Origin of the sequence: Paenibacillus sp. FSL P4-0176, assembly GCF_037975265.1 — a bacterium.
Taxonomy (GTDB): domain Bacteria; phylum Bacillota; class Bacilli; order Paenibacillales; family Paenibacillaceae; genus Paenibacillus; species Paenibacillus amylolyticus.
This window is the reverse complement of sequence record NZ_CP150242.1, coordinates 2,704,365-2,723,317: the sequence shown is the minus strand read 5'-3', so window position 1 is coordinate 2,723,317 and position 18,953 is coordinate 2,704,365. Positions and strand designations below refer to the sequence as shown.

18 protein-coding genes are annotated in these 18,953 nt (G+C 47.1%); 2 read left to right on the top strand and 16 right to left on the bottom strand.

The window, feature by feature from the left end:
- Position 1 precedes the first annotated feature (1 nt).
- Positions 2-2,092: an ABC transporter ATP-binding protein gene (locus MKY95_RS12595; RefSeq protein ID WP_339199000.1), complete on the top strand. Its 2,091-nt coding sequence runs from the start codon at positions 2-4 to the stop codon at positions 2,090-2,092.
- A 182-nt stretch (positions 2,093-2,274) separates the two neighbouring features.
- On the opposite strand, the gene MKY95_RS12590 is transcribed toward MKY95_RS12595, so the two are convergent.
- From MKY95_RS12590 to MKY95_RS12560, 7 genes are all read right to left on the bottom strand, one after another.
- Positions 2,275-2,901 (bottom strand): YdcF family protein, encoded by a 627-nt coding sequence (locus tag MKY95_RS12590; protein WP_339198997.1) that lies wholly within the window; start codon positions 2,899-2,901, stop codon positions 2,275-2,277.
- On the bottom strand, positions 2,898-3,443 hold the full coding sequence (locus MKY95_RS12585) for a hypothetical protein (RefSeq protein ID WP_051447120.1): 546 nt from the start codon (positions 3,441-3,443) through the stop codon (positions 2,898-2,900). Before MKY95_RS12585 ends, MKY95_RS12590 begins: the two co-directional genes overlap by 4 nt.
- 99 nt (positions 3,444-3,542) lie before the next feature.
- The gene (locus MKY95_RS12580) at positions 3,543-4,253 is read right to left on the bottom strand and encodes a hypothetical protein (RefSeq protein ID WP_339198993.1); all 711 of its coding nucleotides are present in this window, start codon (positions 4,251-4,253) and stop codon (positions 3,543-3,545) included.
- Positions 4,250-5,305 carry an ABC transporter ATP-binding protein gene (locus tag MKY95_RS12575; protein ID WP_339198990.1) on the bottom strand — a complete coding sequence of 352 codons (1,056 nt, stop codon included), beginning with the start codon at positions 5,303-5,305 and terminating at the stop codon, positions 4,250-4,252. The genes MKY95_RS12580 and MKY95_RS12575 overlap by 4 nt, the downstream gene beginning before the upstream one ends.
- A 6-nt stretch (positions 5,306-5,311) precedes the next feature.
- Entirely contained in the window at positions 5,312-7,042 is a 1,731-nt protein-coding gene (gene argS / locus MKY95_RS12570; RefSeq protein ID WP_339198988.1) for an arginine--tRNA ligase, read from the bottom strand.
- A 535-nt stretch (positions 7,043-7,577) separates the two neighbouring features.
- Complete coding sequence (locus MKY95_RS12565) at positions 7,578-7,913, bottom strand: four-helix bundle copper-binding protein (protein ID WP_036609230.1); 336 nt, start codon at positions 7,911-7,913, stop codon at positions 7,578-7,580.
- A 73-nt stretch (positions 7,914-7,986) separates the two neighbouring features.
- Positions 7,987-9,099: a GTP-binding protein gene (locus MKY95_RS12560; RefSeq protein WP_339198985.1), complete on the bottom strand. Its 1,113-nt coding sequence runs from the start codon at positions 9,097-9,099 to the stop codon at positions 7,987-7,989.
- Positions 9,100-9,270: 171 nt separating this feature from the next.
- On the opposite strand from MKY95_RS12560, the gene MKY95_RS12555 reads away from it, so the two are divergent.
- Complete coding sequence (locus tag MKY95_RS12555) at positions 9,271-9,789, top strand: MogA/MoaB family molybdenum cofactor biosynthesis protein (RefSeq protein WP_339198983.1); 519 nt, start codon at positions 9,271-9,273, stop codon at positions 9,787-9,789.
- 68 nt (positions 9,790-9,857) lie between these two features.
- Here MKY95_RS12555 and MKY95_RS12550 read toward each other — a convergent pair whose 3' ends face one another.
- The 9 genes from MKY95_RS12550 to miaB all read right to left on the bottom strand — a co-directional run bounded on the left by MKY95_RS12550 (position 9,858) and on the right by miaB (position 18,701).
- Entirely contained in the window at positions 9,858-10,412 is a 555-nt protein-coding gene (locus MKY95_RS12550; RefSeq protein WP_339198979.1) for a hypothetical protein, read from the bottom strand.
- A 74-nt stretch (positions 10,413-10,486) separates the two neighbouring features.
- Complete coding sequence (locus tag MKY95_RS12545; RefSeq protein WP_339198977.1) at positions 10,487-11,506, bottom strand: oxidoreductase; 1,020 nt, start codon at positions 11,504-11,506, stop codon at positions 10,487-10,489.
- Positions 11,507-11,617: 111 nt separating this feature from the next.
- Complete coding sequence (locus tag MKY95_RS12540; RefSeq protein ID WP_047842521.1) at positions 11,618-12,268, bottom strand: hypothetical protein; 651 nt, start codon at positions 12,266-12,268, stop codon at positions 11,618-11,620.
- Positions 12,269-12,665: 397 nt separating this feature from the next.
- Positions 12,666-14,120, bottom strand: coding sequence for a nicotinate phosphoribosyltransferase (locus MKY95_RS12535; RefSeq protein ID WP_339198972.1), 1,455 nt, complete (start codon positions 14,118-14,120; stop codon positions 12,666-12,668).
- A gap of 197 nt (positions 14,121-14,317) precedes the next feature.
- The gene (locus tag MKY95_RS12530) at positions 14,318-14,875 is read right to left on the bottom strand and encodes an isochorismatase family cysteine hydrolase (RefSeq protein WP_036670420.1); all 558 of its coding nucleotides are present in this window, start codon (positions 14,873-14,875) and stop codon (positions 14,318-14,320) included.
- A gap of 67 nt (positions 14,876-14,942) precedes the next feature.
- A complete protein-coding gene (locus tag MKY95_RS12525; RefSeq protein WP_100529416.1) occupies positions 14,943-15,746 on the bottom strand; it encodes an NUDIX domain-containing protein in 804 nt (267 codons plus the stop codon).
- A gap of 78 nt (positions 15,747-15,824) precedes the next feature.
- Positions 15,825-16,229, bottom strand: coding sequence for a PaaI family thioesterase (locus MKY95_RS12520; RefSeq protein ID WP_036609249.1), 405 nt, complete (start codon positions 16,227-16,229; stop codon positions 15,825-15,827).
- A gap of 209 nt (positions 16,230-16,438) precedes the next feature.
- Positions 16,439-16,888: a YlbF family regulator gene (locus MKY95_RS12515; RefSeq protein ID WP_036609251.1), complete on the bottom strand. Its 450-nt coding sequence runs from the start codon at positions 16,886-16,888 to the stop codon at positions 16,439-16,441.
- A gap of 256 nt (positions 16,889-17,144) precedes the next feature.
- Positions 17,145-18,701 (bottom strand): tRNA (N6-isopentenyl adenosine(37)-C2)-methylthiotransferase MiaB, encoded by a 1,557-nt coding sequence (miaB, locus tag MKY95_RS12510; RefSeq protein WP_036609253.1) that lies wholly within the window; start codon positions 18,699-18,701, stop codon positions 17,145-17,147.
- Between the last annotated feature and the right edge of the window lie 252 nt (positions 18,702-18,953).

Here is an 18,953-nt window from a genome sequence, read left to right as displayed (position 1 = left end):
ATTGAAGTCTAATACAGGCAAAAGGCTGCTTGATTACGCCTTGAAAGCCAAAGGAACATTTATCGCTGCATTAATTATGCTTACCATTGGTGTTGCGGCCGAGCTTGCCGGGCCGTTCATCGCCAAATCCATGATCGACAATCACTTGCTCGCGATTGAGCAGCCTTTCTATGAGACGACAGCTTCAGATGAAGCCGCAGTCTACAACGGTAAGAACTACAAACGCGAAGGCTTGTTCGAACCGGATGAAAACAAAGGTTCCGAAGTGCGGGTATTACAAGCCGGCAGAAGTTTTTATTTTGTAAACGAACCGGTAAGCGCACCTGACGGGGACCGCACATATACGGATGGAACCCTCACGGTTACACGCGCAGGTGAGGTAACAGGCCAATATGCGGCACACCCCCTGTCCGCTGGTGAACTGTTTGCTTTTTACAAACCGGAGATGCCCAGCATCTATCAATTAATTGTGTATTACATGATCTTCCTCGTGATCTCGGTCATTATGGAGTTTGGTAAAACTTTCTGGCTGCAATCCTCGGCCAACAAGGTCATTCAAAGACTGCGTAACGATGTGTATGCCCATATTCAGCGACTGCCGGTGCACTTTTTTGATAACCTGCCCGCAGGTAAAGTTGTATCTCGGGTCACAAACGATACAGAAGCCGTAAAAGATCTGTTCGTTGCTGTTCTTTCGAACTTTTTCTCAGGAATCATCACGATTACAGGTGTGTATGTCGCACTCTTCCTGCTTGATGTTCGCCTGGGTCTAATCTCATTATTCGTTGTGCCGATGCTCATTACATGGATTGTGCTCTATCGCAAATTCGCTACTCGCTACAACACGATCATTCGATCCCGACTGAGTGAGATCAATGCAATCATTAACGAGTCCATTCAGGGGATGTCCATTATCCGCGTATTCCGCCATCAGAAACAAACCAAACAGGAATTCGAAGATCTGAATGATGACTATATGAAACACCAGAACAAAATGCTGAACCTGAATGCCTTCACCTCACACAACCTGGTTAACGTATTACGGAATATCGCATTTGCGGTGGTCCTGTGGTACTTCGGTTCCAGTGTGCTGGATGGCACAAGTATTATCTCCCTTGGTGTTCTGTATGCCTTCGTAGATGTTCTGGGTCGCTTGTTCCAGCCAATCACCGGTATGGTGAATCAACTCGCCAACCTGGACTCCTCCCTCGTATCTGCTGGACGCGTCTTTGAGCTGATGGATGAAAAGGGAGAAGCCGTAACCGATGGCTCTATGCCAAGATACAAAGGGAATGTTGTCTTCGATGATGTATCCTTTGCCTATAAAAAAGATTACGTGCTTCACAATATCTCATTCAAAGCATCCCAAGGTCAGACGGTCGCTCTGGTCGGTCATACCGGTTCAGGTAAAAGCTCAATTATCAACCTGCTATTCCGGTTCTATGACCCGCAAAAAGGCAAGATCACGATTGACGGTCAGAACGTCAAAGATCTGCCTAAACAGTGGATTCGCGAGCATATGGGGATTGTATTGCAGGACCCGTATCTGTTCACAGGCACCATTGCTTCCAACGTCAGTCTCGGCGATGAGAAGATCTCCCGTGAACGAATTGAACAGGCGCTGCGTGATGTAGGTGCTGAACGCATACTGGCTCATTTGCCTAAAGGCTTTGACGAACCTGTCATCGAAAAAGGAAGCACATTGTCTGCTGGACAGCGTCAGTTGATCTCCTTTGCTCGTGCACTGGCGTTTGATCCGGCCATCCTCATTTTGGATGAAGCGACAGCCAATATTGATACGGAAACGGAAGCATTAATTCAGAACGCACTCGAAGTCCTCAAAAAAGGACGTACCACCTTCATCATTGCTCACCGTCTCTCCACCATTCGTTCGGCAGATCAAATTCTGGTTCTGCATCGCGGGCGTATCGTTGAGCAAGGTTCACATGATGAACTGATGGAGCTTAAAGGCCGCTATTATAAGATGTATCAGCTTCAGCAAGGTGCGCAAGCAACAGCGAGTGCAACCAACGGGAATCCGTCGGGTGAGATCATTCCAACCTCAACCTCCTTTGCCGGAGGCAATGCATAACAGAGTAAAACAGAAAGCTCTTTAAGTAACCGATCAAAATGATGTACTCGACGGCAAAACAAAACCGATCTACACAGCTACCTCAGGGTTTGCGGTGTAAATCGTTTTTTTGTATTTTCATCGGGATTCAAATTCCGTTACTGTTTATTTCGGCCAGACAAAAAAACAATCCGCGCGCAACCTCATGGTTGCTGCGGATTGTCTATCCATCCTTTGATCGTATATCCCATATACATCACGGTCTCTCTTGCGAGAAAAGGAAACTTGCTTCGCCAGGTTCGATAAGCCGTAGTTCGTGTCGGAGATGGTACGGCATCCATACCCAGTCCGGCAGCCAGCTTCATGGCCCGTTTCATATGTAATGGATCACTCACAATCGTATAGGTTTGATAACCGGCCTGTTCACCAATCGGAATTGAATTGATTAGATTCTCCTCGGTAATTCTGGATTTGGTCTCTATGCGAATGTCCGCAGGATCTACTCCATGTGCGATGGCATACTTCTGACCCACTTCAGCTTCCGTATGTTCTCCATCACCACTTGATCCACCTGTGAAAAGCAGATTACGAACGGTACCCTGACGGTATAATTCAATCCCGTGTTCAATACGTTCGCGAAATACAGGTGAAGGGTTATCCCCCGCCACAGCTGCGCCCAGAATGATTGCTGTATCCGATATCCTGGATGAACCCTCATCCGTATATGCTGATATACGGATTGCGGTAACCACTGTCCACAGGATTCCAACTAATACTACAGCTAGAGCCGTAATTACAATCCAGCGTTTCGTTATCCGTTTGCTTGTCATTCATCCTCTTCCAAAGCCCTTGCTTGCATACTCTCGGTATGCATCCGCTCCAGCGTTTGCAGAGCTGCTGCGGATTCGGCATCCAGACCAAGCTCTGCGATCCAGGCACCCGTATATTGCTGAAGACGGATCTCCAACTCCTGTGCACGGTCTTTGAAATCCTCCAATTCCTTAATCATACGTGATCGTCCTTCCGGACTGAATGTCTCATGGATTCGTTCCTTGAAGTAGTGATGTACGATACGGTTACGTTGCTGCCATAACTCATTCAATTGAAGAGTCTCTTCCTCGGAGAATGTAAAATGATGGCGCACTTCGTGAATGAGCTGCCCCAGTGAACTGCTCATCTTTCGTTCGTACAGATCTTCCAGATCCTCTTCAGACACGGCTTTGCCCTGAGACATTTTCATTAATAAAATCAGATTGACCAGCTGCTGTTCAAGCGCCTGCCCGTAGTACACTGCCAATCCGTAATAGGCAAACAATTCCCTGGAGTGTTCGCTGTCCAGCATGTCACCATTCTGGATATCTGTATTTTGCATATGCGAGCGCCCCCTTCAACCGTACAATGTTAACCATTCCATGTCCCTCTATCCTAACCAAACCAAGAGCAACATTCAAGTTATCGGGAAGCACGTCTTCTAACTCCGCAGATCTCTTCTTCCGGACAGCCACACATGGATGATTAGTAACCCTAATGCATAGAGCACAGTCCACAGCATAACCGAAACAAAAGAGTCCATCTTTGATTCATCAAATAACATCATCTCACGAACCAGATAAAAAGCTGGCGGAAGAATGCGGCCAAGCCATTCTAACGATTCAGGCAAACGTTCACTTAAGGAACCTTGGATAAACGATAGTAATAATACAATAATGAGAGCAGGCATACTTCGACTAAGCAAGGGAATGTACGATTTTTGAAAAAATACACTGATGCCCAATCCCAGCAACGATAACCCCAGATGTCCTAACCAAGTCATCATCCACTCCTCACCTGTAGGTTGTTTCTCGAACATTCCCGCGAACACGGGATACAGCACAGTGATTACAGTGAGCATGAATTGCATTATCCAGGCACAGATGAGTTGACTTGTTACAACCTTACGCCTGCTTCCTGCATGAAGGACGAGTAATTGATACTGCTTTGCAGGTTCGGTATTCATCACCATTACTCCGAGCCAAGCAGCTGCCAGAAATAACAGCATAGCCGTAACACTGTAACTGTCCGCAATAGGGTTGGGTTTGTAGGAATAAATCAGCAGCATGGCGATGATATAAAAGATAACCGGTGCAAAATATTTCTGTGAGCGAATGTGATGCCTTAACAAATATCGGGTCAGATAGATCATTTGACTTCTCCCCCCGCATCATCCATGGAAGAGCTTAAGTCCACAGATTCTGTGACACCTTCACGACTCGCATGTACAGCTGGATGTTGTCCTTCCAGCAGACTTTCCATATGTAATTGACTTTCTTCCTGTTGTACAGACACAACCGAACCTCCGGAAGCCAGAATCATTCTGAGGACATCATCTGTTGATTGTTGAACTACTTTCCAATCCCACAACCAAGCATTGGATTTCTCCAAGCTTGTATTACGAACTAAAGAAAGTACTCCCGGTTGTTGTACAATCGATAGATCGTTAGCCAGATCCTCTCCAGCTTCCATCAGACTTTGAATACGTACAACGGGTTCGCCAGCTTGAAGTATATCTTCACGACTCCAATAGCGGAGCACGCGGCCTTTCTTCAACACAATCACCTGGTCTGCCAAACGTTCAATTAGCAACGGTTCATGACAAGCTGTAACGATGGATGTCCCTTCATCCTTCCATTGTCCCAATAAGGATACCACTGCCTCTTGAGCTGGAATATCCAAGCCTGATAAAGGTTCATCCAGTAACAAAAGACCACCCGGTCCAGGTAACAGGGCCTGAATCAAATTCACTTTTTGCAATGTGCCCTTGGATAATAGGGGTAACTTCTGATCTATCGCGGTATCGAGATATAAAAGTTCACTAAGTTCTCTAATCCGCCCACGCAGTACTTCGGGGCGAATGCCCCGAATCCGACCCATGTCCCACAAATACTCTCCAGAGGTAAAGGGCAAACGTGGCAGGCCATCTACTGCATACCCATCAGAACCCTTCATTGTGCGCTGGATCGATCCTGTATCGGGTAACAAAATACCTGCCAACATACGTAGCAACGTGCTTTTGCCCGAGCCGTTTCTGCCAACAAGTACAGCACATTCGCCCTGCTTCACTTCCAGATTAATTTCATCAAGTACTTGAGCATTACCTAATCGCTTGCTCACTTGTTGAAGCAACATACCTCGACCTGATGAGTCTGGTACATCTTGATTGGCTTTCTTGAAAAGTCCACGTGTACTCCATATCACCTGGGATCACATCCGCTCTGGAGCTTGCACACCTAGCAAATGTAAACTGTACGCGAGGCGTTCGGCAGTCCGTTTGGCCAATGCCACCCGGAAGGATCTTACATCAGATGACGCATCCGCAATCCGCTCAGCGTGATAGAAGCGGTTGAACGCCTGAGCGACATCTATTGTATATTTGGCAATGACCGAAGGCTCATTCCGATGAATTGCTTTTTCAAGATACTCGGGATATTCCCCGAGCAGTTTCAGCAATGCCCATGAGGTATCTCCGATACTGGATGAAGTAGTCCCTGTGTCATTTACATCATCTGAAATCGTGCCGTTAGTCAGAGTGTTTTCATTTGCCACGCGGATCGCCTCTTCTGCCTTGGCAAGCACACTTTGAATCCGGGCATGGGTATATTGCACATAAGGTCCGGTCTCCCCTTCAAAACTCACCGCATCTTCCAATGAGAAGTCCACGTCGTTAAGCCGATTATTACGCAGATCACCGAAGACAATGGCACCTACACCGACCGCCTCAGCCACCTTCTGAGGGTTCTCCAGATTCGGGTTTTTCTCCTGAATAATCTGTAAAGCACGAGCAACTGCCTCATCCAACACTTCCTGCAAAAAGACGACTTTACCGCGGCGGGTGGACATTTTCCTTCCCTCAAAACGCATTAAGCCAAACGGGATATGTTCACACTTTGCAGACCATTCATGCCCCATCCGGGATAGGACCGCAAATACCTGACGGAAATGTAACTTCTGCTCGCCTCCGACCACGTATAACAACCGATCTGCCTTCATCACCTCATGACGATAAACTGCCGTAGCCAAATCCCGAGTAGGATAGATTGTTGTTCCATCTTTTTTGATAATCAGGCATGGGGGCATGTTCTCATCTTCCAGACGTACCACGAGTGCACCATCACTCTCTTCAAGTAAACCTTTTGCCTTCAGTTCTTCAACCACTGCGCCCATCTTGTCATTGTAAAAGCTTTCTCCCAGCGTATGGTCGAACTGTACATTCAGGCGTTCATACATCCGGTTGAATTCCTTCATGCTCACTTCCACAAAGAACGCCCATAACCGCTGTGCTTCATCATCCCCTTGCTCCAGCTTGCGGAACCACTCGCGTGCCTCAATCTCCAGAGAAGGATCGTTCTCCGCCTCATCGTGGAAGCGCACATACAGTTCCAGGGACGTACGGATCGGGTCTGCCTGCAACGCTTCATCATTGCCCCACCGTTTGTACGCTGCGATCTGCTTGCCAAACTGGGTTCCCCAGTCTCCCAAGTGATTCACACTTACGGAGGTATAACCCGCTTCGTTATACAGCCGATACAGTGCTGCACCGATTACAGTAGAACGCAAATGTCCAATTCCGAAGGGTTTTGCGATGTTAGGGGAAGACATATCAATTACAACACGTGAACCTCGACCAAGCTGAAGCTTACCAAATGCCGCATTCCCCAGTTCTTTCAGCAGATTCGGCGCGAGCTTCTCCCGATTAAAACGGATATTTACATACGGCCCGGCGGGAGTCGCTTCAATTCCAGATGCCTGCAATCCCGTTGCGAGCTCAGTTGCAATGACTGCCGGTGCTTTCTTTAATGACTTCGCTAATGCAAAACAAGGGAATGCTGCATCACCCATCTCCGCCTGTGGTGGGACTTCCAGTAATCTCAGAACCTCTTGTTCATTCAATCCCGTTAAAGGGGCAATATCGGCCGCAGCCTGCTTCATCAACATGTCAAACACTCCTTATCCATTCATTATTGGCTGAAAATAAACACAAAAAAAGCTCTCGTCTCTAAATAAGAGACGAGAGCTGACTTAACAGTTCCCGCGGTACCACTCTAGGTGAACAGCTTACTCTTAATATGCATCAACATGCATACCAGTAGAACCTGTTCCGCTCGATGCGTATAACGGTCGCAAGCCGGATTACCCTCAGACAGATATGGCCTATCCCAATCGGGATACGTACATCTTTTCGGATAACCATCTCACGGGTGCGGTTCACTCAGGTCATGTCATACCGGCTTCCACCTCTTCCGGCTCGCTGTCATGTATGGATCTGGCTACTCTCCCGATCATTGATATTCTTCGTTTCAATTCATTGCCATCATTATACATACCACGATCAGACTTGGCAACCTACATTAAAAATCCCCTACTGAAAGGCAACACATAGGCACATCGTCTCAGATGCTTGTGTTCACTGCCTTCCCTTAGGGGACAACGGTCATTATCGGTTTAATTATATATTCCAGTGAAATAATATTTACGCTACTGCTGCCATCAACCGGCAAGCTTCTGCACATCTGCGGCAAGCCTCTGCACATGCTTGGCAGTGATCATGGTGGTGTTTGCCACACTCAGCGGCGCAAGCTTCACAAGCTTTCACACACAATTCGCATATTTCAGCAATGAAATCACTTCCACGCGTCATCGCTTGTGCAGCAAAACTGCAGATCTCCGCACATTCCCGATTCAAACGAATGCAATCACGCAACATCGCCAGATCATATTCTTTCAGACTCGATATGTAACATACGTTGCATGCATTCATGCACTCCAGGCAAGCATCGATACATTGTTGATATTGTTGTTGTGTCATTTAAAGTTACCTCCCAGGCAAAGTTTGCTATGCATCTTAATACCCAGTTCGGAGGAATATTGAATCATCTAACCTACTTTATCGCTTCCAATTCCAGTAATTGGTCACGAATGACAGTTTGGTCAAAATGTTCACCTATAAACACAGCAACATTAGGGACCTCTCCCTGAGGTGTGATCTTCATGTAATCCGATTCACGGTAGGCATACTGGAACCAGAAACGGCTCGCCGTGTCACTAAACGATAAGATGCCTTTTGCTCGATATACATCCCGTGGCAAAGCAGATACAAATTGTTCAAATGCTTCGCTGTTCACCGGATGACTGAAATAATGCGTATACACCATGACATGTTCGTGTGATGCATGAGGAGCGGAATGCTCGTGACCGTGGGCATGGCTATGGGATGCGTCAGTATTCGTATCATCGCCTTGGACTGTATGATCTGTATGTTCATGACCATGATTGCAGCCATGTGTACCACAAGCTTCCGTATGCACATGATGCTCTTGGTGAGCCGGCTTACCTGCTTCAGAAGCTGAATCACGCACGTGTACGTCTGCCCCGCTGCGAAGCAACAGATCCATCTCCACCTCACATTTGACCGTAGGGATTACAGGTGCGAAGCCATTCCATTTTGCCAAAAGCTGCTCCAGATCTTGCAGTTCCTGTGCACTCACCCGATCCGTTTTGTTCAAGAGAAGCACAGACGCACAACGAATCTGCTCCTGCATCAGTTTGAACGTCTGCCCCTTCTGCTCCTGATACAGACCAGACAGATGTGCTGCATCCACAACGGTAATGAGACTTTTCAGTTCCAGTCGCATGTAGAGTGAGGTCTCCGTTACCGCATCCAGAATCTCCATTGGATTCGCCGCACCGGTTGCTTCAATGATAATCACATCCGGTGATTCCTCTTGAACGAGATCAGCAAGTTGCAATCCCAAGTCACCACGTACGGTACAACAGATGCATCCACCTAACATCTCTGTCATCGGAACAGTGGAATCCACAATCTGACCATCCAGATTGACTTCGCCTAACTCATTCATCACTACTGCGGGACGCAAACCCTGCTGTTGCCAATGTTCGATCAACTGAACAAGCAGTGTTGTTTTGCCACTCCCCAAAAAACCTGACAGTATATATACAGGTATGGATTGTTCTTTTAAAATCGTTTCATTCATGCGTATACACCTCTCTGATTGTCCTTCTTGTAACCTGATCTATCTATATCTAGCGAGTGTACACCATCCCGCATTCGTTGTGCAATAACGTTCAACTCTTCCCCAGTACATTGCCTGATTCTACCGGATGGTCTATGCTATGAGGACATGTTGATTGAAGGAGGAAGTTTCATGACTAATTCAGTGGAACAACATCGCCAGGAAGCTCCAACCACGGTATCGTGCATGATTGTTACAGTATCGGACACACGCACTAAAGACACTGACACCAGTGGCCAGCTCATGCACCAGCTTCTGAATGAAGCAGGTTATCAGATCGTTGAATACATCATCACACCAGATGAAACGGAGAACATTCGAAGCATCCTGCAAGATGCAGCTGTTCGTGATGATATTGAAGCCGTGCTGCTTAGCGGCGGGACAGGGATTGCACCCCGAGATACAACCTACGAAGCAGTATCCTCACTACTGGACAAGGTACTACCGGGCTTTGGTGAGATCTTCCGTTTTCTCAGTTACACCGAAGATATCGGTTCCGCTGCCATCCTGAGCAGAGCCGTCGCTGGAACGATTGGACGCACAGCCGTATTCTCCATGCCGGGTTCCAAAGGAGCCGTCAAATTGGCCATGGAAAAACTCATTTTGCCCGAGCTGCGGCATGTGATGCGTGAAATATATAAACCCGTCTGAAAGATCAGACGGGTTTTTCGGGTTTATTTTCAGCTGTATGGTAAATTACGAAGGGGTTCTCGCTCAACTTACCTTAGTTGCCCCAGCACATGTTGGAACACCTGCAACACATCCTGTTCATACTTGTCCTTTTCCCCACCAGAAGCTGTATAAACGAGTGAGACGTATCCTTTGCTACGAATCGTTGTCCGGCCAAGCGCATTCTCCAAGACAGCCTCATCACGATTCTCACTATACATTTGTTTCATACTGGCAGCCCGGGTTGCAGCATCACTGAAAATATGGACTTTCACGATGTGTCTGCCACTTCCATTTAACAAATACATATAAGAGATCCCACCATGACCGTCATCGGCAGACATATTATTCATCAGTTGAATGCCTTTTGCTTCAAAACTCTTACTGATCTCACTCACCAATTCACCGTTTAATCCGTGTCCTTGACTCTGTGCCCGCACATTTCCTTCATCTGTCGCTTCACGGGTGTAGACCTTCCGCTCCTGCTCAATGGATGATGCCGAACAAGCCGCCAGGGACCAGACACTCGTGATCAACACACCACTTACAAGTACCGACTTCATTGTTTTTCCAACCAGACTTCGCCCTTTTCTAGCAAACCACATGCCAATCCTTCCTTTCCAGCCACGTGTGCTGTGACCCAATCAGGTAGAATTAGCATGTCTAAGGACTTAGAATCTTATGCGGATGGCAGATCTGATATTGTATTGACCACCGTACGACCCACTGCACCACCTTGGAGTATCGTCTCCAGCGTAAGAGGCAATTGATCCAAGGAAATTTCCCGAATTCCCAGTTCCAGCGCGCGCTCCGGTTTCCATTCTCCGCCGAGCAGTTTCCACAATCGTTCCCGACGTTCCATCGGACAATATACAGAGTCTATACCAATAAGCTGGATGCCACGCAAAATAAACGGAAGTACCGTGGATTCAAAAGCTGTGCCTCCAGTTAACCCGGATACCGCTACCGCACCTCCGTATTGAATCTGTTTCAATCGCTCCGCAAGAGCCGGTCCTCCTGTTGGATCAACAACTCCCGCCCATAGCTGTTTCCCCATCGCTCCTTTAGCTGGAGCATCAGCTTCTTCACGAGTAATAACCTCTGAGGCGCCCAAGTTTCGGAGCAATGACTCCTCCTGATCCTTCTTGCCTGTGCTGGCTGTTACTTCAAAGCCAAGCTTCGCCAGAATCGCTACTGCCATACTGCCAACACCACCCGTTGCACCCGTAACCAGAACCTTGCCCATCTCCGGTGTCACTCCAGCCTGTAACAGCGCATCTACCGAAAGTGCAGCCGTAAATCCTGCGGTTCCAATTGCCATGGCTTCTTTCTCACTGAGACCCGGTGGCAGAGGCACCAGCCATTCGCTGCGCAGACGAGCATACTCGCTATAGCCTCCATAATGGGATACGCCAGGTTCAAATCCTGTACTGATCACCCGATCTCCTGGTGCAAAACGTCCACTGACCGACTCCTCTACCGTTCCGGCCAGATCAATCCCCGGGACCATCGGGTACTCACGAACGACACCACCTTTCTCAAGGGTAGCGAGTCCGTCTTTATAATTGACACTGGAATACTGCACCTGTACCGTTACATCTCCATTTGGCAGATCTTCCTGCTTCAGTTGCTCTATAGCAGCTTTCACTCCGCCCTGTTCTTCTTTACGGACAACATATGCGTTAAAATGATTTTTCATCGATAACCACTCCTTCTTTGGATTGTATATATTTTTCCATTAAGCACATGAATTGTTCGCATTCAGGCTTAACGGCTACCTTTTACTTCTGGATTCTTCAGATGTGGATGATCAAGCTCTGTCTCTCCTGAGCGTCAACAGATAGATTAGTGGACCCACAATAGGGATGATGCCTGCCGCGGTCCAAGCTGCTGAACGTCGACTCAGTTTAGTATCCCTGTATATCGCAATCATGGAAAGTAAGGTCAGCAGCACAAAATCAATCGTCATGATATGTACAAAGGCAGATTGCTTGAATGCTTCCATATATACATCCGGATGACCTTGCGTCACGGCATAGAAAGCTGTCCCCAGCGTCAACAGCAGAAGGACTACATGCGTCAGCTTGTGGGCTGCTACCCGTCCAATTCCCGTCTCCCGCTGACGACCAAAATGCAAGCTTGCGTAACCCGAAGCTCTATTTGCGGATGATGACCATGCATAATAGGGAAGCAGGGCAAAAGCACCCAGTCCGAAAGAAAGTATGACAAACGGCCAAGCCGGAACACGGCCTCGTTCTTTCGCAGATGTTCTTAACAGCATACAGGCATACACTGCTGGGAAAATACCTAACCACGAAAATACCGTAAGTAACCAAGGTTCTTTGCTTTGCATTGTAATCAGTTCTTTGAATATCGGATCACTTCCAGGTGACTGCCCCGGTGCCAACAACAATGCATAGGCAATAAAAGCGATCCAGACCAGTCCTAATATCCATCTCATGTCTGCACCTCCTCTTACTTTCATCCCCTACAGCTACGGGATTGAAACAATGCGATGCAGAATTTGGCGGCTCCTGCGCTTTCCCGAGAAATAATTACTGTTTTTCCCCTACAACCTCTTGAATTGTGCATGACTATTTCCAGTATAGCCTGCTACCTTGGCAGCCTGTCCATGAGATTTCTTACATCACTGGTCCACCTCATCGGGATCATATAAGAATAACGTCTATCAACTATCGACGTACTCTCACAGAAGACAGACCGCGTATAGCGGAAATTTTGCTTGCAATCATCGAATCGTTCAACTCCGCTAAGAACGTATACATTTTATAGGCATCAAAAAGGCATAAGCCAGTATACCTCACTGGTTATGCCTCTCTGTAATTCTTATGTGTGAATTATTCCTCTGTGGATTTCACATGTTCCGCAATGAGCTTCTGCTTCATATTCCATGCCGCAGGGCTGATGTTCACACGGTAGATCTCCGGGTTGAGCTTCCGTTGGTATTCAGGCCAGAAGAGGTTCATCTGTTCCCGGTGGTACGCCCGAATCTCATCCAAATTAGGCAGTTCATACACTTTACGTCCATTCACAAAGATTGGCTCCAGCATGTTCACCGCTTCGTAGCGGGTAACCGTCTTTTTCAGATAAGGGTGTAGCGGGTTGAACAGCTTGAGCGGTCCGCCCTGTAGCGGCTGCTCTTCCTCTGGATAGCAGATATAATCTGCAATCGCTTTGCCATGTTTCGGATCAATGATCCGGAACACTTCCTTTTTACCTGGAGTGGACACCTTTTCAGGATTGGCAGATATTTTGATCGTAGGCAGCATGGCACCGTCCACTTCACGCTCCACCAATTTATATACTCCACCCAAAGATGGTTGGTCAGAAGCCGTAATCAACTGTGTGCCCACACCCCATGTATCAATCCGCGCTCCCTGAGCCTTCAGGTTGAAAATCGTATTTTCATCCAAATCATTGGATGCTACAATTTTCACATAATCCAGCCCAGCCTCATCCAACATCTGACGTGCCTGAATCGACAAGTACGCAAGGTCACCACTGTCCAGACGAATCGCATTCATCTTTTTGCCTTGGCTCTCCAACTTTTTGGCTGTGTTGATAGCGTGAGGTACCCCACTGTTCAATGTATCAAAGGTATCTACCAGCAGTGTAACCTGATCTGGCAATACTTTGGCATACACGTCAAACGCCTCCTGCTCGGTCATAAAGCTCTGTACCCAGGAATGGGCATGTGTACCTGCTGTTGGGATTCCGAAGCGCTCTCCGGCCAGCATATTAGACGTTGCATCGAAGCCTGCTACATACGAGGCACGTGCGCCCCAGATGGCAGCATCCGCTTCCTGTGCACGCCGTGTGCCGAATTCGAGCAACGTATCCTGCTGCGCTACCTGTTTGATCCGCGAAGCCTTGGTTGCAATCAACGTCTGATAATTCATGAAGTTAAGTATCGCCGTCTCCACCAATTGTGTCTCCATAATGGAGCCTTCTACCCGAATGAGCGGTTCGTCAGGGAAAACAATTGCACCCTCCTTCATGGAATGAATCGTCCCCTGAAATGAAAACTGGAGCAACTCTTCCAGAAAGACCGGATCGTAATTTTCCTCTTGTTTGGATAAAAATTTGATGTCGTCCATCGTAAACCGAAGCTGGCTGATATAGTTCACAATACGTTCCAATCCGGCAAATACCGCATATCCGTTACCAAAAGGAAGTTTACGGAAATAGGCTTCAAATACCGCCTTCCGCTTGTGAGTACCATTCACCCAATGGGCGTACATCATATTGATCTGATATTTATCCGTATGTAAAGCCAGGCTAGTTGTCTGCATTTGTCTCATCCTCTCTGACTTCCGCTCGTGCCCCCAGATTTCATCTGTGAACACGGGTTAACATATGGAGACTCATTCTTCATGATTCTGTTCATCCGTATTAAACAAACAAGTCTCCCGTAAAAAACTCTATACACCATTCACCACATTCATCCGGTTCCTAACATGGAGTCAACCAAACATGACTATGGAGTAAATTAAGCCAAGACTGTCTCGCTCGCCTTAACCACCGAAGCACCAAGGCTGGAACGAAAATGTCCAAGTGCCCACTCATGCCCTGCCGGATTGAAGCTGGCAACGGCATCTTCGTATACCGTAATATGAAAACCTTTATTGTAAGCGTCCACTGCGGTATGCAATATGCAAATATCCGTGCATACCCCAATCAGTGCAATATCCGTAATACCACGTGCACGCAGTCTGAGTTCCAGATCGGTCCCACAGAATGCACTATATCTCGTCTTATCCATCCACTGTATATCTGTTTTCCGTTCTTCCATCACTCGGGCAAGACGACCATATAACTGTCTTCCCTCCGTATTTCTGATGTTATGAGGTGGGAAAAGTACAGTCTCCGGGTGATACGGATCATTTTCTTCGTGTAGATCCACAGCCATGATTACCTCATGTTTGTTCTTACAGTAGGCCTCGGTTACAGCTGCAATTGTCTCTTCGATCTCTACTGCCGGCTGACCTACAGGCAAAGAACCTGTCACAAAATCCTTCGTAAAATCAATGACAATCAGTGCTTTCATCGTCAACACTCCCTTAGCCCAGAAATGGTTGATCCTGATTCAATCAGATTGACACATCTACACCTTATTACGTGTAGATGGACAGGCGTGGTACGAGTTCTGTAAAACGATATAACTGCGCCGGACGCTGCGAGTACTGGTTGGAACTCACCAGGTTCCCCTCTTCATCTCTTACTTCTTCCACAATGCCTTTACGGCTGCGGGTAGACGTAATCTTGCGAATGAAGTTTGGTTCTTCAAAATCCGGTACAACACTTTGAATAACCTGATATAATTCACTTAATGTAAAATCACGTGGCAGGAACTGACGAGCAATCGTCGTTTCCAGCATCTGCTGTTGAATACGTCGATAAGCATCTTCAATGATTGTTCTGTGATCAAAGGCCAGTTCCAGTTCTTGCAGCGCCTCCTGAATGGTGAACAATCCAACATCCTCAGCATCATCTGCTGCTTGGCGTTGATCCAGCATCCATTCTTCCACAAGCGCGAAAAATGCGTGGGAGATAATCCAGCCCCTCGGGTCACGACCCGGCTGACTGTATACATTCAAGTATTCCAGATGTCCACCGTCTACCCCTGTCTCTTCCATCAGCTCACGCTTAGCTGCACCATAGATGGATTCATTTTCCTGACAAAATCCACCGGGTAATGCCCATCTGCCTGCAAAAGGCCAGCCTTTGCGCTTGATCAGCATCACTTTCAGTTCCCGAATGGGAAGTGTCTTCGTCACCGTCTTGCGCTCCCGCTTGGTCAAGGTGAACATAACGATATCCGCAGGAACACCATCGGGGGTACGATATTTTTGGGAACTATAAGCAAGTGCTGCTTGTTCGTCGCTCTCTGCATTAAAGTGTTCGTAGTTTTCGCTCATGGGCACCACCGACTATTTTCATTTTGATAATTTCATTATGACATAATAATATCTTTTGTCAACCGCAGGATTCATGCGTTACGTTCTCGGGCGTGCTATGCGGAATGTCGCCGTAGCCATACATCCCAACGTGCCCGATGCATCACGAACCTCCGATTGAGTCGTAACACTGCGGCCTGCTTGATGCAGTACCGTAGCTGTCACCGTTAATTCCCCTTGTTTCATTGGTGCGAGAAAATGTACGTTCAAATTTGTTGTCACACAGCCGTCCACTTCCATTGCTGCTGTTGCAACCATACCCATCGCCTGATCCATCAGTGAAGTTAATACACCCCCATGAATAATCCCCATGGAGTTGGTATGATGTTCGCCTGCTGTCAACGCAATCTGTACTTCTTTTCCGTCTCCTTTAATATAACGACAGCCGAGAAATCCCCAGAATCGTCCGTCTCCGTCTTCCACCATTTTGTCCAAAATACTCATTATTCATTTCTCCTTTATTCACTGTACGTATCAAGCTCTCTTGATGTCATGTGCCTTTATCATTAAAAATCAGCCGCGCCACACAAAATAACCCCACAGCGTGGAGCTTTGCTTGGAATTATATTCCGAGTACTTGGCGATAGCCACTCCACATTAACGGTTATGTAATGTCAAAAAAGGCACGGACAGCGTCCGCACCCTTCCGTCATTTAACCGCAACTGGTCGGAGGTGAATCCGTTCCAGCCTCCACGTTTACTTTTTCAGAAACCGTATCCCGGATTACAGAGATCACTAGTTGAAGCAAGTAGTTGATGTCGCTCTGGCTCTGCTGGAATTCCGTAACCAATGGAATACTGTCCAGTTCGCTTTGCAGATCTTCAATTTCCTGTTCAATTTTGCTGACCATCTCCACATTTTTGAAGCTTTCAAAAGCAACAATCTCTTTTTGTTTTTTCTTGATCGTTGCAATCAACTGCTGGATGCGCTCATGATCCCGAATTTTGGTTTCAGCCTGTTGAAACTGTCTAACTTCCTCACTCGTTCCGAGCATATCAGCCAATTCTTTGGCTTTTCCCATAATGTCGTCGCGTATGACCAGATTGCGCGTATCGTAGGTTGGCATTCCATAATGGTTGTACTGCACTTCTTCCTGCGCCACTGAAATCGCTCCATTCTATGAGATGATATAAGATGAAACTCACTGTTGCACTAAGTTCAGCTAAGTGACCGCTGCGGTGTCGGATCGTTCTTTTGATCGCTGTTGTCTCCGAATTTTTTCGATTGAGATTGTTCAAGGTTAAAATTCGGAGACAAAGGCGAACGCTTCGCTTCTACAGAATCGATTCCGTCACCTTCGCTACGCTCGGCGTAACCCCGCTAAGTGCAAAAAATCATTCATCTTATTTGTGTGTGTATTACTGATTGGCAGCTACCGGCTCGGAGAGCAGGTTGCCCCTAATATAAAAAGTCATCGGATCGGTGATTTCCACTTGTACGAAAGTACCGATCAAATCTTTAGGTCCTTCAAAATGTACCAGCTTGTTGCTGCGTGTACGTCCTGCCAGAACTTCGGAATTCCGTTTGCTCTCGCCTTCAACGAGCACTTCAACGATTTTGCCGCGTTGCTCTTCATTGCTTCGGTGGCTGTATTCGTTGATCGTTTCGTTCAAGCGCTTCAAACGTTCCTTCTTCACTTCCATCGGTACGTTGTCTTCCATCACTGCAGCCGGTGTACCTTCACGCGGGGAATAAATAAAGGTATAGGCAAAATCATACCCTACTTCACGGACAAGGGAAAGTGTATCTTCAAACTGTTCTTCCGTTTCCCCCGGAAAACCAACAATAATATCCGTTGTTAACACAACATCCGGGATGGCCTTTTTAATTTTGTCAGCCAGCTTCAGATAGTGTTCCCGGTTATACTTGCGGCTCATACGTTTGAGTACTTCTGAACTGCCAGATTGCACCGGAAGATGAATGTGCTCCACCAGATTTCCGCCCTTGGCCAGCACTTCAATCAAGTGGTCATCAAAGTCACGTGGGTGACTGGTTGTAAAACGTACCCGCGGAATATCAATTTGGCGAATGGCATCCATCAAGTCACCAAAACTGTAGTTCAGGTCGGTGAAGTCCTTGCCGTACGCATTCACATTTTGACCAAGCAGCGTGATCTCCTTAAAGCCTTGTCGTGCCAAATCACGTACTTCAGCAATGACATCTTCCGGACGACGACTGCGTTCTTTGCCCCGCGTAAACGGAACGATGCAATATGTACAGAATTTGTCGCAGCCATACATAATGTTCACCCAGCCGCGCATACCCTCACGTTTCTTTGGCAGGTTCTCAATAATGTCGCCTTCCTTGGACCATACCTCAACAACCATTTCTTTGCTGAACAGCGCTTCCTGGATTAGATGTGGCAGTCGATGCACATTATGTGTACCAAAGATCATATCCACAAAGCCATGCTTCTGCATGATTCGGTTGACGACTCCTTCTTCTTGGGACATACAACCGCATACGCCAAGTAACAATCCCGGCCGTTCAAGTTTTAGCGTTTTCAGGTGACCGAGCTCACCAAATACTTTATCTTCCGCATTTTCTCGTATGGCACACGTATTGAGCAGAATAATATCAGCTTCTTTGCGATTCTCTGTAGCCTGATATCCCATAGACTCAAGGAGTCCTTTGATGGTCTCCGAGTCATGCTCGTTCATCTGACATCCATACGTATATACAATATAGTGTTTACCTTTCCCTATGTTTTTCAGCTCATCGGGAACGGCATTTTCGTAAAGCACCTGGACGTCTTCCTTGCCCCGCTGTTTCTCCTGACGATGATTGGGTTCCGATTTGATGTTAATCTCACGGCCCCGGATTCTTATCTTTTTGCTGAATTCATCTTGCGAAATTACTTTGGCATCGGAGAAATCAAAATATTGGGAGTAATCCTTTTTTGAGTCTTTAGCCATTTCCTTCGGTCACTCCTTACAGCCTCTATTAATAAAAAATCGTTCATTCATCCCTGTTCCACATGAATATCTTGCTTGGAACATTAAAAGAGCATTACAGCAAATTATAGCATGAATTGGGCTGTAGTTCCACATCCAAAGCGCATCTCCCTTCGTCTAATCCGAAACATGCCATGCTCAGAAGAACACTCAGAAAACACAAAAACCTGAGCCTTGCCATCAGGGCTGGAATTAACCGGCCCCTGTTGGCTG

Excerpts from the sequence above, each read along its gene's own strand:
- MKY95_RS12590 (WP_339198997.1), bottom strand. The coding sequence starts at position 2,901 with ATGACAAGCAAACGGATAACGAAACGCTGGATTGTAATTACGGCTCTA.
- MKY95_RS12585 (WP_051447120.1), bottom strand. The coding sequence starts at position 3,443 with ATGCAAAATACAGATATCCAGAATGGTGACATGCTGGACAGCGAACAC.
- MKY95_RS12580 (WP_339198993.1), bottom strand. The coding sequence starts at position 4,253 with ATGATCTATCTGACCCGATATTTGTTAAGGCATCACATTCGCTCACAG.
- argS (WP_339198988.1), bottom strand. The coding sequence starts at position 7,042 with ATGTTGATGAAGCAGGCTGCGGCCGATATTGCCCCTTTAACGGGATTG.
- MKY95_RS12565 (WP_036609230.1), bottom strand. The coding sequence starts at position 7,913 with ATGACACAACAACAATATCAACAATGTATCGATGCTTGCCTGGAGTGC.
- MKY95_RS12560 (WP_339198985.1), bottom strand. The coding sequence starts at position 9,099 with ATGAATGAAACGATTTTAAAAGAACAATCCATACCTGTATATATACTG.
- MKY95_RS12555 (WP_339198983.1), top strand. The coding sequence starts at position 9,271 with ATGACTAATTCAGTGGAACAACATCGCCAGGAAGCTCCAACCACGGTA.
- MKY95_RS12550 (WP_339198979.1), bottom strand. The coding sequence starts at position 10,412 with ATGTGGTTTGCTAGAAAAGGGCGAAGTCTGGTTGGAAAAACAATGAAG.
- MKY95_RS12545 (WP_339198977.1), bottom strand. The coding sequence starts at position 11,506 with ATGAAAAATCATTTTAACGCATATGTTGTCCGTAAAGAAGAACAGGGC.
- MKY95_RS12540 (WP_047842521.1), bottom strand. The coding sequence starts at position 12,268 with ATGAGATGGATATTAGGACTGGTCTGGATCGCTTTTATTGCCTATGCA.
- MKY95_RS12535 (WP_339198972.1), bottom strand. The coding sequence starts at position 14,120 with ATGCAGACAACTAGCCTGGCTTTACATACGGATAAATATCAGATCAAT.
- MKY95_RS12530 (WP_036670420.1), bottom strand. The coding sequence starts at position 14,875 with ATGAAAGCACTGATTGTCATTGATTTTACGAAGGATTTTGTGACAGGT.
- MKY95_RS12525 (WP_100529416.1), bottom strand. The coding sequence starts at position 15,746 with ATGAGCGAAAACTACGAACACTTTAATGCAGAGAGCGACGAACAAGCA.
- MKY95_RS12520 (WP_036609249.1), bottom strand. The coding sequence starts at position 16,229 with ATGAGTATTTTGGACAAAATGGTGGAAGACGGAGACGGACGATTCTGG.
- miaB (WP_036609253.1), bottom strand. The coding sequence starts at position 18,701 with ATGGCTAAAGACTCAAAAAAGGATTACTCCCAATATTTTGATTTCTCC.